This is a genomic window from uncultured Photobacterium sp., assembly GCF_947502415.1.
GTDB lineage: Bacteria > Pseudomonadota > Gammaproteobacteria > Enterobacterales > Vibrionaceae > Photobacterium.
This window is the reverse complement of the sequence record NZ_CANMZV010000009.1, coordinates 196109-211716: the sequence shown is the minus strand read 5'-3', so window position 1 is coordinate 211716 and position 15608 is coordinate 196109. Positions and strand designations below refer to the sequence as shown.

The 15608-nt window shown below is 44.3% G+C and carries 15 protein-coding genes; 8 read left to right on the top strand and 7 right to left on the bottom strand.

Annotated elements, in window-relative coordinates; translation table 11 throughout:
* Positions 1–72 precede the first annotated feature (72 nt).
* Both Q0852_RS12080 and Q0852_RS12075 read left to right on the top strand, forming a co-directional pair.
* Positions 73–543, top strand: a complete 471-nt coding sequence (locus Q0852_RS12080) for a hypothetical protein (protein ID WP_299018277.1) — start codon at positions 73–75, stop codon at positions 541–543.
* Complete coding sequence (locus Q0852_RS12075; protein WP_299018276.1) at positions 537–1919, top strand: DEAD/DEAH box helicase family protein; 1383 nt, start codon at positions 537–539, stop codon at positions 1917–1919. Before Q0852_RS12080 ends, Q0852_RS12075 begins: the two co-directional genes overlap by 7 nt.
* Before the next feature lie 335 nt (positions 1920–2254).
* Here the strand turns inward: Q0852_RS12075 and Q0852_RS12070 are convergent, their stop codons facing one another.
* Positions 2255–2620, bottom strand: coding sequence for a hypothetical protein (locus tag Q0852_RS12070; protein WP_299018275.1), 366 nt, complete (start codon positions 2618–2620; stop codon positions 2255–2257).
* Positions 2621–2715: 95 nt separating this feature from the next.
* On the opposite strand from Q0852_RS12070, the gene Q0852_RS12065 reads away from it, so the two are divergent.
* The 6 genes from Q0852_RS12065 (at position 2716) to Q0852_RS12040 (ending at position 9348) form a co-directional block, all read left to right on the top strand.
* On the top strand, positions 2716–2958 hold the full coding sequence (locus Q0852_RS12065) for a hypothetical protein (RefSeq protein ID WP_299018274.1): 243 nt from the start codon (positions 2716–2718) through the stop codon (positions 2956–2958).
* Positions 2959–3166: 208 nt separating this feature from the next.
* Positions 3167–4219 (top strand): SAVED domain-containing protein, encoded by a 1053-nt coding sequence (locus Q0852_RS12060; RefSeq protein ID WP_299018273.1) that lies wholly within the window; start codon positions 3167–3169, stop codon positions 4217–4219.
* Between the two features lie 258 nt (positions 4220–4477).
* Complete coding sequence (locus Q0852_RS12055; protein ID WP_299018272.1) at positions 4478–5761, top strand: nucleotidyltransferase; 1284 nt, start codon at positions 4478–4480, stop codon at positions 5759–5761.
* 12 nt (positions 5762–5773) lie between these two features.
* A complete protein-coding gene (locus Q0852_RS12050) occupies positions 5774–7441 on the top strand; it encodes a ThiF family adenylyltransferase (protein ID WP_299018271.1) in 1668 nt (555 codons plus the stop codon).
* A gap of 41 nt (positions 7442–7482) precedes the next feature.
* Positions 7483–7926, top strand: a complete 444-nt coding sequence (locus Q0852_RS12045; protein ID WP_299018270.1) for a Mov34/MPN/PAD-1 family protein — start codon at positions 7483–7485, stop codon at positions 7924–7926.
* A gap of 147 nt (positions 7927–8073) precedes the next feature.
* Entirely contained in the window at positions 8074–9348 is a 1275-nt protein-coding gene (locus Q0852_RS12040) for a CinA family nicotinamide mononucleotide deamidase-related protein (protein WP_299018269.1), read from the top strand.
* A 43-nt stretch (positions 9349–9391) separates the two neighbouring features.
* On the opposite strand, the gene Q0852_RS12035 is transcribed toward Q0852_RS12040, so the two are convergent.
* The 6 genes from Q0852_RS12035 to Q0852_RS12010 all read right to left on the bottom strand — a co-directional run bounded on the left by Q0852_RS12035 (position 9392) and on the right by Q0852_RS12010 (position 15389).
* Positions 9392–9691 carry a 2Fe-2S iron-sulfur cluster-binding protein gene (locus Q0852_RS12035; RefSeq protein WP_299018268.1) on the bottom strand — a complete coding sequence of 100 codons (300 nt, stop codon included), beginning with the start codon at positions 9689–9691 and terminating at the stop codon, positions 9392–9394.
* Positions 9688–10821, bottom strand: coding sequence for a class Ia ribonucleoside-diphosphate reductase subunit beta (gene nrdB / locus Q0852_RS12030; RefSeq protein WP_299018267.1), 1134 nt, complete (start codon positions 10819–10821; stop codon positions 9688–9690). Before nrdB ends, Q0852_RS12035 begins: the two co-directional genes overlap by 4 nt.
* A gap of 56 nt (positions 10822–10877) precedes the next feature.
* The gene (gene nrdA, locus Q0852_RS12025; protein WP_299018266.1) at positions 10878–13145 is read right to left on the bottom strand and encodes a class 1a ribonucleoside-diphosphate reductase subunit alpha; all 2268 of its coding nucleotides are present in this window, start codon (positions 13143–13145) and stop codon (positions 10878–10880) included.
* Between the two features lie 381 nt (positions 13146–13526).
* On the bottom strand, positions 13527–14204 hold the full coding sequence (locus tag Q0852_RS12020) for an HAD family hydrolase (RefSeq protein ID WP_299018265.1): 678 nt from the start codon (positions 14202–14204) through the stop codon (positions 13527–13529).
* A 162-nt stretch (positions 14205–14366) separates the two neighbouring features.
* Entirely contained in the window at positions 14367–15077 is a 711-nt protein-coding gene (ubiG, locus tag Q0852_RS12015; protein WP_299018264.1) for a bifunctional 2-polyprenyl-6-hydroxyphenol methylase/3-demethylubiquinol 3-O-methyltransferase UbiG, read from the bottom strand.
* 126 nt (positions 15078–15203) lie between these two features.
* The gene (locus tag Q0852_RS12010) at positions 15204–15389 is read right to left on the bottom strand and encodes a hypothetical protein (RefSeq protein ID WP_299018263.1); all 186 of its coding nucleotides are present in this window, start codon (positions 15387–15389) and stop codon (positions 15204–15206) included.
* Positions 15390–15608 lie beyond the last annotated feature (219 nt).

Genomic DNA, 15608 nt, shown 5'->3' with positions numbered 1-15608 from the left:
AATCAGTGGACGTTTAAAAACGGATTTGGTGGTCGATTAAAACCGAAATAGCCGGTCGGCTGACTCCGAAATATGCACAGGGATGCTTTGGTAGAATCAACAGAACAATTTGAGGATTTGAATGAAGCGAGAAAGTTTCTCTATCGTCAGATATTACGCCTAGTTGAAAAAGGATTGCTGCAAAAACAACCAACCAAAGGGCGAAAAAGTACCATTTATTTTAAGTCTGGAACGTTCAAGCAGAATAAATTTATCGCGAAGAGTCGTAGGGTGAAGGAACAAGAAACATCAGTAACAGTCAGTAATAGCTTTCTGGAGACTATCCAAAAAGAAAAATCTGAGTTAGAGGCTCTACAAGAGATCGCACTTCGTGAAATGAATAAATATCAGGAGGTGTTAAACCGTTTTCCTGATGAAGCTAATTACGTTCGGACTTTCTTTTTAGAAGCCAGGGAGCGTGCCAAGAACATTCAGGGAGATTTGGAAGCGCTAACCAGGCTTTTGTTGAACTATCCTCAATCGTTGGAGAAAGCTTCATGTTGAGGCATTGGCAAAGTCAATCTGTTGATGCCGCTTTGTCGAAATACAGTGATGGTCAGCGTCATTTTTTGTGTCTGGCCACACCTGGAGCAGGAAAGACAGTGATGGCGGCTGAAGTGGCCAAGCGTCTATTGGACAATCAGATGGTGGATTTGGTGATCTGTTTTTCCCCATCAACAGCTGTCGCTGCCGGCATACAGAGCACCTTTTCTTGGAAATTGGAGTGCTCCTTTAATGGTGGTATAGGTTCTATTGGTGGCTCTTATACTTACCAAAACATGCTGTATTTAAAGGATTGTTTTTGGAGCTTGTTAAATCGCTATCGTGTTTTAGTAGTGTTTGATGAAATTCACCATTGCGCAGGCTCTTCCTTGGAAGATGCCAATGCCTGGGGGGCGAAAATTCTCACAAAAGTGCAGCAGCATGCTGCTTACACCCTTGCCCTAACCGGTACACCATGGCGTTCTGATAAAACACCTATTGTGCTCACTAGCTACACGGATGAGGGGGGCGAGATCCTTTGTGATTATGTCTATGGCTTGGGTGAAGCTATAAGGGACAGTGTTTGTCGGTTACCGAAAATTGTCTTGGTAGATAGTGATAGGCTCACACTGTCTGAAAGTGGTGAGAAAAAGTTGTTTGAATCATTTTCTGATCTGCTCCGAAATAGTTCAACGCCTTACTTATCAGTTATCTCTCATCATGTTGCGATGAAGTATGTGCTTGGCCTTGGCTGCAACAAGTTATCTCAAATCCGCTGTCATAACTCTGAAGCCGGTGGTTTGATCGTTGCCGCTTCAGTTGAGCATGCTCGACAAATTCAGCAAATGTTGATTCAGGACTTCAACCAGACAGCGGTGATAGTGACTTACCGAGATGACGAACCATTAAGGAAAATTGATAACTATCGCCATAGCTCAACACAATGGATTGTTAGTGTCGGGATGATTAGTGAAGGAACAGACATACCGAGGCTGCAAGTATGCTGTCATCTGAGTTCAATAAAAACAGAGCTATATTTCAGGCAAGTATTGGGAAGGATTATGCGAATAACAGACTCTCCAAATCAAGATGCCTGGCTTTATACGTTAGCCGATGAGCAATTAACAGGTTTCGCCGAAAGGATAAATGAGGACTTGCCTGAAGGGTATTCTATTCTGGATACATCGGAAGAGTTAGAAATGAACATTAAAGGAAATGTGTTCATTCAATCTCAACCAGTCAAAACGAATGGGGGATCTTTGTCTGTGTCTGAAATTTCCGACGAACTGTGTATCAATGATTTGATAAACAGTGATAAAGGTTCGGCTCTCCAACTTCAAGTTGAGCGATTTCGAGAAAGAGTGGTTGAAGCCTTTGTTATGGTTGAGATTAATTAGCCCAGATTTGAACTGTGAGTTTAAGGTGTTAATTTCAACTTCATCATTACACTAATGGTCTAACATTACTCGTGTCATATACTAACTGTGATTGCCAAATCTGTAACGATATGAAATATAAGGGCTTATAAGTGAAATATATCTCACCAACGCTATGTCATCAGCGAAGTTGCTTACTGCAATCTATATTGTGCATGATGAGCCATCAAAGCAGAACTGGGAAGTACTTTTAGCTGTGGACAATATGATTAATTAGTTAGCAATAGATGAGTTGTCGTAGTTGAAAGCAGAGCTTGCAGAACTGACTTCATCAGCAATGAAATTATCGTTACCGCTCAATGCTGGCAGTGAAGAAGAAACAATGCAAATTCATGCTCGAGCACCAGCACCGATTTAAGCTGCGGCGTATGGCGCAGGTGCTCGGCGTATCGCGAAGTGGGTATTACACCTGACGTAAAAACGGCAACGAGCCAAACCAGCGACAAATCAAGCGTGATGCGCGTGACGTTAAGGTCAAAGAGGCTTTTATTGCAGGCAAAGAACGGGATGGCGCCCGGCGCATACAGGCTGAACTTGCCGAAAAGGATGAACGCGTCGACGTTAAAATCATCGCTGACAGCATGAAACGACAGAATCTGATGCCCCTGATAGATCAAACAGTCTATAGATGTGTTATTGATTAAATTATCAAATAACACCATGAAATTATTGCAAAAAAAATAACACTCCCCTTGATATTGAATGAAAAGACACCACTTTGTATATAAGGCTAAACAAGTTCCAACTTGAAGGTATCATGAACAAGAAGAAGACATCTAAAGACGTCGCCTCAAAAGCGGCTAAAGCCTTATCAGATCCTAATGCGTCGAAAATTAAGAAATCTTTAGCAGCGAGTGCTATGGCTCAAGCAAATCCCAAGAAGCAGACGGGGAAATCAATGGAAATGAAAGCTTCATCTGTTCTTAGAAGTGAAAAGTATAGTGATGAGACGAAGGAATTTGCAGCTTCTGTATTAGCTCAATCTAACAGGGCGCGTTAGCAAGTTTTTATGACGATTTGTAGAAGTGAAACTGATATCTTATAAGAGTTTAAATGCATACTTTTTATATAAGCATTCAGTTTCCTTTTAAGCATCTTATGCGCGATATGCGTTGGTTTAACAAGGTGGTTACCAAGCGATGGTAGACGTAATATTAGATTTTCTGTATGTAATTGCGCAACGGAGGCTATCCTCCGGGCGATACTTGATGATGTCTGGAATATCCATAGCTGGGACTTGTTTGGGGATTGGGTCTATTGTGGGAAGTATCTCAAATGACTCACTAACCATTACGTTAGATAACAATAGCTCAGCGCTCTTCTCTATCTTGATTAATGCTTTTTTTGTTCTTGGTGTGTTTAGTTTTTTAGCAGGAGCTCTCATTGAGTTGTATGAGCGTTTTGTAGGTGAAGCCGCTGTGAGCAATCGAGCAAAAAGTATTGATTTACGAAGTCTTGGACAAGCAAGTGCTCCTAAACTATCAAAAGCATTTCCTTTGCAAATTGAAGAGTCAGGTCTTCATGATGACTTATTTCTCTATCGCCTTGAAGATGAAAATTTGGACTCTTGGTTAGAAAGATCTAAGCGAGCTTTAGAAACTTTTTCTAATAATAATCTTGAACGAATTAATAGCCATGAATCAGAGCACCCATTAGCGCTCGGGGCGCAAGCTCACATACCTCATTGTTTTACCTTAGGCTTTATGATTGCCAATAGAAGGTTGGTTAACTTTTATTGTTGGAACAGAGATACAAACAAAGATGAGAAAAGTCGGTGGATTGACACCAGAGATAAAAGGACTAGAGGAAAGACAACAATTGGTTTTACAGAGACTTTGATTGCTCAACATATCGATGATGATGCTAATGTCGAAAAGCTTGGTCTTTCACTTGAAATATCAATCCCTTCAAACCCAACGATCTTTATGAATCAATTGGGATTGGATGCTTGCACTCAAATTAAGGTAAAGCACCAAGAGATTGGGAATTTATTCTCGGAAAAAGAACAAGTTAAGATTATTACCGAAATAAGAAGTTTGTTGAATAATGACCTTTTTAAGCGGTTTCCAAACTTGCGGGAACTTCACATCACAATTACTGGGCAAGCTTCATTTGTGATGAGGTTTGGGGCTGACTTTAATCAGAATCATTTCCCGAAGGTGATTAAGGTATATCACTTTGAAAATAATACATATCCTTGGTGTTTTTGTCTTAGCCCAAATGAAAAAACTATCCAGTATTTCATAACCAGAGATCAATGAAGAGGGATGTATGTAGCAGCCTTATTCAGGAAGTTATGAGAGCTTGCCAGATTCATGTCGTTGCTATCAGCCGGCATTCCAGCCATTGCTGCATTTTGTTTCGGTCAAGTTATATAACCTGGCCATCACTTACATATACAGAATATGACCGTGCTAATAGAGAACAAACTTTTAGTCCGGCTTTGTCCATTAGTTGGCATCAGGTGACGGCTGTAGCCGGCTCTGAGACCAAATCTATAAACATCCGAGGAGCCAGTTATGCCACAAAGTAAATACTCAACTTTAGTCGAGAATGCTCTGCAGCACAGAGACAATTCACTTCGCAAGGGGCTGGAGTCCATAAGCGAAGGTATATCGATGGAATCGTTTGATTCCGCTTATAAAATTTATGGCCCATGGGCTCGTGAGCTTGCTTATGTCAACGATCATATTACAGTCCCTCAAGATATAATTGACAATGCAGCGAAAGAATACGAAAAGGTAGCGAGCAAGCTTATAAAAGAACTTGAGTGGGATGAGAACGCTATCAGGGTTCTACCCCAAGGTTCAGCAAGTACCCAAACGTTGATTAAGGCTCCAGACAGATCAAAGTTTGATATTGACGCTGTTTGCCAAGTGGATGTGTCACAGATTGATGCACAAGATCCGATGGCTTTCTTCGAGAAGGTTGGGGATGTTTTAGCGGAAATAGAAGCTATTAGGAAAAAGCGTTGCTGGAATATCCCATTTTCCAACGAGCCATTTTACCTGGAGTTTACACCTTCAATCCCTCTTGTGACCGTGACTGAAGAGATTAGACAATCCATGTCTCCTCGTTTCCTACCGGTTCAACACCAATACCTCAATACTGCACTCGCAGTGGTGGATACACCCACTGAATCTTGGAAAACATCTAACCCTGAGGGATTCTCAACTTGGGTAAAAGATACTGCGGAGTTAAAGCTATTAGTCCATCAATTAAATGAATCGTTTTCAATAGAAAGTCGAGATGGTATTGCTCCTGTTCCAGAGCAACATGTTGAGTTGGAAGATACGTTACGTATCGCTATACGTTTATTCAAACGACACAGAGATATGTGTGTTAGAAGGGGACAGATTGAAAAAGAAAGCAAGCCTATTTCTGTGATCATAGTTACTCTACTGACCGGGTGCTATGCTGGGCTGTCTAATCTAGGGCAAACATACCACCATCCCATTGAACTATTAGCCGACCTAGTTGAGCTAATGCCTAAAATGATTGAAGTAAGAAACGGCGAGTTCTGGGTAGAGAATCCGACTGTGCCTGAAGAAAATTTCGCTGAACGATGGAATGAAGATGACGGAGAGCGTTTTAACACCATTACTCGGTGGTGTGCTCTTCTAGCTGCAGATCTACAACATATACTACGAGCAAAAGATGATAGTGAAATCAAAGAACGAGTACGAAAAATCTTTGGATGCCAAGGTAGTAAGTTCGATTCTGATGGCTCTCAGGATCCAGGATATGATATATCCCCTATTTTGAGACCCAAACCAGCACCAAAAACTAACGGTTTGGCTTGAGGATATTTGAAGATGACGATCGATATTAATCGATTAAAATCATTGGTTCCCTCACTTGAGACATCGTACCGCATCTGTTCCGATGAGGCCAAGGCTTATCGCCTTGGCCTTCCTAAGATTAGCGATGGGCGCGAGTTTGAGTGGGCAGAACTTCTAATCCCAAGGGACTTTCCACATGGCCAGGCTCGTATAATACTCTCTCCCGATACTATATTGAGGATACCTCATGTTGAGTATAATGGAGCCCTTTGTATTGAAGAGATTGGTCCTGGAAGAGGATTCAGTTCAGAAGAACGCCTCCATTACTTACTTCATGATTTTTACAATGAATTCTTATCATCTTGGATAAGGGGAGATTTAGACGACGATTTTGCAAAAGAGCCTCTTAATTATTGGGATATTTACGTTTCTAAATTTCGTGGACGACATGATCCCATTCGTGAGATTTGGACCGTAGATAAGGCCCCTAAAAGAGCTCACATAAGAGAGGGAACACTGTTATTACCTTCGGGTATTGTGATTGTGGACAACATGAGGATCCAAACGTCTCATCGGTTAGTTCGTTCTATTGGCAAGCAAGCTTCTCAACGCATTCGAGTATCCATTGCTGATATTCCTATTGAATATCCATTAACTCCCTCAACTTGGCCAACTGATTTAAGGGAACTAGAACAACTAGTTGTTGCACGCTTCGATCAGAGTAAACAATACTTGTTTCAAACTAACTTGCGAAAGTGTGCTAAGGGCGTACACAGAATTGTTATTTTGAGAAACGATCACTATGGATTTGCATACTTCTTACCAGGAGGGCCTCCAATACCTGTGGGACAAGGTACAGAAAGGCGTGCGTACCCACCAAGGAAAAGCCCACAACCTCTTTCTGTGAGCAGGCTAGATGCGTCGTGGACCATAGCAAGAGACCAGAATCCTTCTATCGACGTAAGACAAGAACAAAAAGTCGTTATTTTTGGCGCTGGAGCTTTAGGTAGCCCAGTAGTAGAACATTTGGCTCGAGCAGGCATTGGTTCAATAACATTAGTGGACCCTGAAATTATAGAGCCTGCTAATTTGGGGAGACATTTACTTGGAACAGAATCAATTCGAATGTCAAAAGCCTTAGCAGTAGCAGAGCGGTGTAACAGTGGTTTCCATGCGTCACAAGTAAAGCCAGCTGTTATGTCAGCGGAACGATGGCTAACTGAAAACGGCATAGACGACGTATCTTTGTTGCTTGACCTTACAGGAGAATTTAATGTTCGATTGTTTTTAGACAGAATACGTTCAAAAAATAAATGCCCTCTATTGGTTGGGTGGATGGAACCATATGTAGCTGCTGCACATGTTTGTTATCTAACATCAGAGACAACATGGATGTCAGAAGGAAATGATGTTATGGAGCAATTACAGGCCGTAGATTGGCCTGAGGACGTTATTCAAAACGAACCTGGTTGCAGTAGCAAGTTTCAAAGCTATACGGCTTCTGCAGCAGCATATGCCGTAGCATTAGTGACAGAACAAGCCTTACAAGTACTTGATGACAAACCTGATCAAGCGAGAGTAACAAGTTGGGTTCGTGGCGAAAAATACTTAAAGCAGCATAAGGAAGGTCTTGAACTGAGGCATTGGGCAACGATAGCCGATTCCCACAACGGTATGATAATCGAGAGGCCTTTCCCTTGAAGCATCGTATCTTTTTTTATCCCGACTGGAGCCGATACGTTATGTTCACACCAGATGCTCTAGAGCACATGTATTTGCACTCTCAAAATTATAAGGGGAGTTTAGAAGCTGGCGGAGAAGTGTTTTCTCGAACTCCGCGTGAAACGGGATTAGTTGTCGACTTTGCAGCGGGGCCAGATATGCGAGACAAACGCGGTTCATGTTCTTTTGTCCCCGATCCTACAGCTGCTACTGAGATGCGAATGCTACAATTTGACCAAAAAAGGCATGCAGTGGGGCTGTGGCATACGCATCCGGAGCGAATGCCTTCGCCATCAAAGAAGGACAAACGAACCGGGGAGTTATACTTGAAATCACTAGATGGCCAACTGGATTCATATCTTATGATCATCTTAGGTAATTCGGGGGACCCGTTGAATTTGTGCGTTTGGTCCGTATCGGAGAGCCAAGGTTTATCTTGGATTCAGCTTATTGAGAAAAATTAGTAGCATTTGAACAGTCTGAACAAATAATAGGTTTTGCGTATTCCGGCCCATGCTTAGTCTATTGTTACTGAATCCTCTTATGAAAAATCTTATAGAAGTTGACCCTCAATCTTCCAAGAATCGTCATTTGTTGAAAAGTAGGCCAATATGTACTTCACTAACTTTCCTGAGACTTTCATTTCACTAACAGTGGTAAAAACGGAAAGAGAAAAGGAAACTGACAACTTTTTATCAGGTTTAGCCCCAATCGAGGAAATTGTCGATACCAATGCGGCCTGGTTATCACGTTTGTTTTTTCAACATGGTTTTCCTTTATCGCGCAGAACTACGGTTGGCGATCAGCTTGAAGCATTGGCTGCTGAAATCGAACATTGCAGCCTGACAGCCGATATTGTGGTGGTTAATGGCGGGTTGGGGCCGACTACCGATGATTTGACGGCGCAGGCGGCGGCGATTGCTGCCGACTCGGGGCTGGAGCAGTCTGACTATTGGGTTGGGCAGATGAAGGCTAAGTATCAAGCCCTCGGGCGGGAAATGCCTCAGACTAACCTCAAGCAGGCTATGTTACCTGAAGGGGCGGAATTGTTGGAAAATCCGATTGGTACTGCATGCGGATTTGCAATGAAGCTTAATCGAGCCTGGATCTATTTTACCCCTGGAGTACCGCGAGAGTTCAAGCAAATGGTACAACAGGAAATTTTGCCTAGGATCCAGGCTAAATTTGAGCACACTCATGCGCGTGAGTGTCATCGTTTTTATACATTCGGCCTGTCGGAGTCTGGTATTGGTCAGAAGATGGAGACGCTGGATGTCCCCGGGGAGTACGAGGTTGGTTATCGATCCTCCCTGCCTTTTATCGAGGTGAAGCTATTTTCGTCAAAAGGACACGAGGGCGCGGTTTCGCTGCAACAACAAATGATTGAGTTGCTTGGCGACAATGTTGTTAGCATCGAGTGCGAATTATCGCAGTATGTTGGCTATCGCCTGAAGGCAACTCAACAACTTCTGGCCGTTAATGAGCAATTTACAGGTGGTTGGTTGGCGAACTGGCTGCAAGATCACCCTGAAAGTCGTCATGTTTTAAAGTTTGGCTGGGTTGGGGGTATTCACGAGCAGGTTAGCGATCATTTAACGGGTGTATTGGCAACGGCGAAGGCGGCGAGGGAAGAGAGCGGCGCTGAGCTGGCTTTGGTCTCGGGTGCGGTGACTGAAGTGGGAGTTGCTGTGGCTCTGGCGACACCGAAAGGCGAATGGGCCCAGATTATTCAGACAAAACGCCATTATGAAAACCGTTCTCATCGCAGTGTGATAGCAACGGTAATGCTTGATATGTTAAGGCGTTATCTAGATGGAAAACCCGTAATTGGTGATTATGAATTTCTGACCAGAGTGCGTGATGTTTACCATCCCGTAGGTCAGTAGGACTAGTGCTATAAGTTAGTGGTTATCGCTAAGTGGTTCAGGTTTAGCGATTGCTGACTTCCTGGTTGCTTTGCGGAAGAGATGCTAACTGGTAATCGAATTCGACATCGACGTTGGTTTTCGGTATTGAGCAGCATGCCAGAACTTCGTTGGGAGCGATGAAAGCCATTGCATCGCCATGATCAACAGCACCGGCTTTAAGCTTGCAGCGACAGGCCCCACACATACCATTGCGGCATTGAAACTCTGGTTGTAATCCGGCTTTTTCTAGTTGTACGAGAAGCGGTTCACGGCGATTGCCGTGAACCGTTTTTCCGTTAACCTTAATGGTTAATTGACTCATAGCTCGAAGTCACCAAGATCGTCGGCGCTGATGTCATTGTCAATTTGGCCGACTAGGTAAGAGCTGATTTCAGCTTCCTGTGGGGCAACCTGAACATTGTCAGAAGACAGCCATGAATTAATCCATGGAATTGGGTTCTGGGTTGCACCTGGGTAAGCGTGTTCAAGACCAACAGCGGCCATGCGAAGGTTGGTGATGTACTCAACGTATTGGCACAGGATGTCCTTGTTCAGGCCGATCATCGAGCCGTCTTTGAACAAGTACTCTGCCCATTCTTTTTCTTGCTCGGCTGCATCTTTAAAGATATCGAAGCATTGTTGCTGGCACTCTTGGGCGATCTCGGCCATTTCAGGATCGTCCTGGCCTGTACGCAGTAGGTTCAGGATATGCTGAGTGCCTGTCAGGTGAAGTGCTTCATCACGGGCGATTAGTTTGATGATTTTGGCGTTACCTTCCATCAATTCACGCTCGGCAAAGGCGAATGAGCAGGCAAAGCTGACGTAGAAACGAATCGCTTCCAGCGCATTGACTGACATCATGCACAGGTACAGCTTTTTCTTGATTTCGCGCAGGTTGACGATAACCGTCTCGCCGTTAACCGTATGCGTGCCTTCACCCAGACGGTGATAGTCGTTGGTTGCGTTGATCAGATCATCATAGTACTTCGAAATATCGCCGGCACGTTTGATGATATGTTCGTTATCCACGATATCGTCGAATACTACCGACGGGTCGGTTACGATGTTACGGATAATGTGGGTATACGAACGCGAGTGGATAGTCTCTGAGAAAGACCAGGTCTCGATCCAGGTTTCCAGCTCAGGGATTGACACGATTGGCAACAGTGCGACATTCGGGCTACGTCCCTGGATAGAATCCAGCAGTGTTTGGTATTTAAGGTTACTGATGAAAATGTGTCGCTCGTGATCCGGCAGTTCGTTGTAGTCGATACGGTCACTCGATACATCAACTTCTTCCGGGCGCCAGAAGAAGGAAAGTTGTTTTTCAATCAGCTTTTCAAAAATTTCAAATTTTTGTTGGTCGTAGCGAGCAACGTTGACTGGCTGGCCAAAGAACATTGGTTCCTTTAGCTGATCATTGTTAGTTTGACAAAAAGTGCTATAAGCCATTATATCCTCAGCATCAAAGGGGAGCCGTCGAGCCCCCCGTTTAATTCGGTAATTCGTTAGATTTTGCAGCTTGTGCAGTCGTCTGCACCCATATCGCCCTGGCCATCAGAAGCGCCGTCACGCGTATTGTGGTAGTACAAGGTTTTCACGCCGAGTTTATACGCAGTTAGCAGATCTTTAAGCAACAGCTTCATCGGTACTTTACCATTAGGCTGTGTGCTCGGGTCGTAGTTGGTGTTTGCCGAAATCGCCTGGTCAATGAACTTCTGCATGATACCGACAAGCTGCAGGTAACCGTCATTGCTGCCAATGTTCCAGAGTAACTCGTAGTTGTTTTTGTATTTGCTGAATTCCGGCACAACCTGCTTTAGGATGCCGTCTTTCGATGCCTTAACTGAAACGAAACCGCGTGGTGGTTCGATGCCATTGGTTGCATTCGAGATCTGCGAAGAGGTCTCTGATGGCATTAGTGCCGACAGGGTAGAGTTACGTAGACCATGAGTTTTGATCTCTTCACGCAGTGTTTCCCAGTCGTAGTTCAGTTCTGCACTGTTGATCTTATCGATATCTTTCTTGTAAGTATCGATAGGCAAGATGCCTTGTGAATATGTTGTTTCGTTGAACGCCGGGCATGCACCTTGCTCTTTCGCCAGGCCTACAGAGGCTTTCAACAGGTAGTACTGAATGGCTTCGAAAGCCTGGTGAGTCAGGTTGTTTGCGCTGCCGTCTGAGTAACGAACACCATGCTTCGCCAGGTAGTAAGCAAAGTTAATCACACCTACACCCAAGGTGCGGCGGTTCATGGTTGAGCGGCGTGCTGCTGGTAGCGGGTAGTCCTGATAATCCAGCAGGGCATCAAGGGCGCGAACCGTCAGGTCTGCCAACTCTTCCAGATCGTCCAGCGAGCCAATGGCACCTAGGTTAAATGCCGACAGGGTACACAAGGCAATTTCACCGTTCTCGTCTTCAACGTTGTTCAGTGGCTTGGTTGGCAGAGCAATCTCAAGGCACAGGTTTGACTGGCGAATCGGTGCCACAGACGGGTCAAACGGGCTGTGAGTATTACAGTGGTCAACGTTCTGGATGTAGATACGACCGGTTGACGCACGCTCCTGCATCAGTAGCGAGAATAGCTCGATGGCTTTAATGTTTTTGCGCTTGATGGTTTCGTCTTGTTCGTATTTTACGTAAAGGCGCTCGAATTCGTCCTGGTCAGCGAAGAAAGCATCGTATAGACCCGGTACGTCAGATGGCGAGAACAGACTGATGTTTTGACCTTTGATAAGGCGGGTATACATTAGTTTGTTGATCTGAACACCGTAGTCCATGTGACGTACACGGTTCTCTTCAACACCACGGTTGTTTTTCAGTACCAGCAGGGACTCGACTTCACCATGCCAAAGTGGGTAGAACACAGTTGCTGCGCCACCGCGTACACCACCTTGAGAGCAGCATTTTACTGCTGTCTGGAAATATTTGTAGAAGGGGATACAACCTGTGTGGAATGCTTCACCGCCACGGATCTCTGACCCCAGTGCACGGATACGGCCAGCGTTGATACCGATACCGGCACGCTGAGATACGTAACGCACGATAGAGCTTGCTGTTGCGTTGATTGAATCCAGACTGTCATCACACTCGATCAGTACGCACGAGCTAAACTGGCGAGTAGGAGTACGAACACCAGACATAATTGGTGTCGGTAGTGAAATTTTGAATGTTGATACGGCATCGTAGAATCGCTTGATGTAATCAAGACGGGTTTCTTTCGGATATTTTGCAAATAGGCATGCCGCAATCATCATGTACAAGAACTGCGCACTTTCGAAGATCTCACCGGAAACACGGTTTTGTACCAGATATTTGCCTTCAAGCTGTTTTACTGCTGCATAAGAGAAGTTCATATCGCGCCAGTGATCGATATAAGTATCCATCAGCTCGAGTTCTTCTTTGGTGTAGTCTTCGAGCAGGTGCTTGTCGTATTTACCTTTCTCTATAAGGCCTGAAATGTGGTCGTAAAGTGCTGGTGGCTCGAATTGGCCGTATGCTTTTTTACGCAGGTGGAAAATAGCCAAGCGCGCAGCAAGGTATTGATAATCTGGAGTTTCTTCTGATATCAGGTCAGCAGCTGCTTTGATGATGGTTTCGTGGATATCTTCAGTCTTTATACCGTCATAGAACTGAATGTGAGATTTTAGTTCGACCTGAGATACCGAGACGTTTTCCAGGCCTTCCGCCGCCCAGGTAATCACTCGGTGGATCTTTTCTAAATCGATACTTTCTTTGCGTCCATCACGCTTGGTAACAGTTAGCTGTTGAGTCATTTTTGGTCTTTTTCCCAGTATTTTTGTAATAACAGCGTTTTTTGCAACATTAACGATAAAGTTAGCAAAGATTGTGATCTTTGTTATATCTCTCGTTAGAGATCAAAAACACTATATATTGGGGTGTTGAGCTTATGGGGTTACAAGATAGTGATGTGTGGGCATTTTTGCAAGGTGCTAGATTTTAAGCTGCTGTGGATAACATGGGGATTCACAAAAATAAGTTAGTGCCTACCAACTGATTTAAGCAGGTGCGCCAATATAATAGGAAAAATCAATGTAAAATCGCAGCAAAAAATACCAGAGAAAAAATATTTCCCTTGATTTTTATCAATTTTATTTTATAGAAAATCGCTGCGATATCATTGGTTAAGAAATGACTCATCTGTCGTTTTTTTGTTTTTCAAGTGTGTCAATCAGTGATTCGGGAGTCGGTAGGATCCCGCTGGATTGCCAGGTTCTGGGACTATGGTGTTCGCCGATATAACCCCAGCCCGCGACATAGCCGTGCATGCTGGCGGCACGAGCGGCTATCATATCTTTTTCGATATCACCGATGTATGCACAGTCTGTATGGGGAACACCAAGCAGTTCACTGGCGTAAAGTAGAGGTTCTGGATGGGGCTTGGCAACCGTAAGGGTATCACCGCACACGACTGTTTGTGCTTTCATCAGGGCCGGAAAAAAGGGCAGCAGTAGTTCGGTAAGAAAACCTGGCTTATTGGTCATGATCCCCCAGGGGACTTCTTGTATTTCAAGGTATTTAAGCAGGGTGGTGATACCGCGGTAGATAGAAGTGCCATCGCAGATATTCTGTTGATAGTAGTCGAGGAACTGTTGTCTGAGATACTTATGATCAAGGTGGGCTGGAATCTTGCCAAAACCTGCGGTGAGCAGTCCTTTGGCGCCGTAGCTGGTATTGGCCTGGATCTGTTCGTAGGTCAGTGGGTCATGGCCATGGTCGGCGAGTACCTTGTTGGCGGCATCTGCCATATCCGGGGCGGTATCCAGTAAGGTACCGTCGAGATCAAATAATACAGCTCTGATCGGTGAACTCATCGTGAATATCCTTATATGAGACTGAGTAATCAGTTGGTATTACTATACGCCTGAACAGCGGGTTTAGCTTATATTAGCCGAATAAAAATTGATGAAAAAAGGATGCCGGTTGGCATCCTTTGTATGTATGAGATTACTGGCTATATGAAGTTGCCAGGACTGTTATTTGGGTTTTGCTGTGTGGACGATATAGTTCACATCAACATTATTACCCAACCAGTATTTATCCGTCAGTGGGTTGTAATGAAGGCCAGTGATATGACGATCTTCAAGTGGTGTTAGGTCGATCATGTCCAACAGTTCTGACGGGCGGATGAATTTGTTGTGATCGTGGGTTCCTTTAGGAACCAGCTTGAGTAGTTGCTCGGCACCGACAATGGCAAACATATAGGATTTGATATTGCGATTCAGCGTCGAGAAAAATACATGGCCACCCGGTTTGACCATTTTGGCACAAGAAGCGATTACTGATGCAGGGTCCGGCACATGCTCCAGCATTTCCATGCAGGTAACTACGTCATAGGTCTCAGGATGCAGCTCGGCGTGCTCTTCCGCTGTTCGCTGGACATACTCAAGCTTAGTGCCTGTTTCCAGCGCATGCAGGCGGGCTACCGTTAGTGGCTCTTTACCCATATCAAGTCCGGTAACATCAGCCCCTTCAACTGCCATGCTTTCAGCCAGAATACCGCCGCCACAGCCAACATCGAGGACTTTTTTTCCAAACAGGCCACCGGCATTGTCAATCACATAGTTCAAGCGCAGCGGGTTGATTTGGTGAAGAGGTTTGAATTCTCCTTCCATATCCCACCAACGCGAGGCCATTTCTTCAAATTTACTGATTTCTGCCGGATCGACATTCAACTGCTTGGTCATTCTTATCGCCATTTCCCGTAGATTGTTGCCGGTATTATAGCGGAATAGGCGTGACTTGAAATATCTGATTAAGCACCAGATTAGTGATGAAATAGCTATCGGTTACCTTGTTGTTGTAAAAGTAGGCTATTGGTTCAGCTCTTTGGTTACAATAAGCCGCAACTTGCCTGGTATCTGGTCAGTTTTGCTGAATGTAAGGAGCTCGTGTTCGAGTGAACCGCCGAATAAAGTCATGGCAGCGAGAATGAGCATTAAAATATATTTTCCGCCAATGATGCATAGTCCGATGGTATTGATTGCTTTTCCTAACATAACGACCTCACTTATTTTCCATGTTAAAAATCAGAGTGCAGGCCCGTTTTGAATAGCTAAACGGCTGGGTGCAAAAGTAATTTTACGCCCATTAAATTGACTGAAAGTGACCCGGATCAGGCTTTTTATCGGCACTTTCCAGTGAGATGTATTGATTTGCATAAATGTCGACCAAGTTGTTTTTTTACAATTGGTAGCACTTTCTTTTAGTCGACAATG

Bases quoted from the DNA above. Each gene is read 5' to 3' on its own strand.
- Q0852_RS12080 (WP_299018277.1), top strand. From the start codon at position 73: ATGCACAGGGATGCTTTGGTAGAATCAACAGAACAATTTGAGGATTTG.
- Q0852_RS12065 (WP_299018274.1), top strand. From the start codon at position 2,716: ATGAACAAGAAGAAGACATCTAAAGACGTCGCCTCAAAAGCGGCTAAA.
- Q0852_RS12040 (WP_299018269.1), top strand. From the start codon at position 8,074: ATGTACTTCACTAACTTTCCTGAGACTTTCATTTCACTAACAGTGGTA.
- ubiG (WP_299018264.1), bottom strand. From the start codon at position 15,077: ATGACCAAGCAGTTGAATGTCGATCCGGCAGAAATCAGTAAATTTGAA.
- Q0852_RS12070 (WP_299018275.1), bottom strand. From the start codon at position 2,620: ATGGTGTTATTTGATAATTTAATCAATAACACATCTATAGACTGTTTG.
- Q0852_RS12020 (WP_299018265.1), bottom strand. From the start codon at position 14,204: ATGAGTTCACCGATCAGAGCTGTATTATTTGATCTCGACGGTACCTTA.
- Q0852_RS12060 (WP_299018273.1), top strand. From the start codon at position 3,167: ATGATGTCTGGAATATCCATAGCTGGGACTTGTTTGGGGATTGGGTCT.
- Q0852_RS12035 (WP_299018268.1), bottom strand. From the start codon at position 9,691: ATGAGTCAATTAACCATTAAGGTTAACGGAAAAACGGTTCACGGCAAT.
- Q0852_RS12075 (WP_299018276.1), top strand. From the start codon at position 537: ATGTTGAGGCATTGGCAAAGTCAATCTGTTGATGCCGCTTTGTCGAAA.
- Q0852_RS12045 (WP_299018270.1), top strand. From the start codon at position 7,483: ATGTTCACACCAGATGCTCTAGAGCACATGTATTTGCACTCTCAAAAT.
- nrdA (WP_299018266.1), bottom strand. From the start codon at position 13,145: ATGACTCAACAGCTAACTGTTACCAAGCGTGATGGACGCAAAGAAAGT.
- nrdB (WP_299018267.1), bottom strand. From the start codon at position 10,821: ATGGCTTATAGCACTTTTTGTCAAACTAACAATGATCAGCTAAAGGAA.
- Q0852_RS12055 (WP_299018272.1), top strand. From the start codon at position 4,478: ATGCCACAAAGTAAATACTCAACTTTAGTCGAGAATGCTCTGCAGCAC.
- Q0852_RS12050 (WP_299018271.1), top strand. From the start codon at position 5,774: ATGACGATCGATATTAATCGATTAAAATCATTGGTTCCCTCACTTGAG.
- Q0852_RS12010 (WP_299018263.1), bottom strand. From the start codon at position 15,389: ATGTTAGGAAAAGCAATCAATACCATCGGACTATGCATCATTGGCGGA.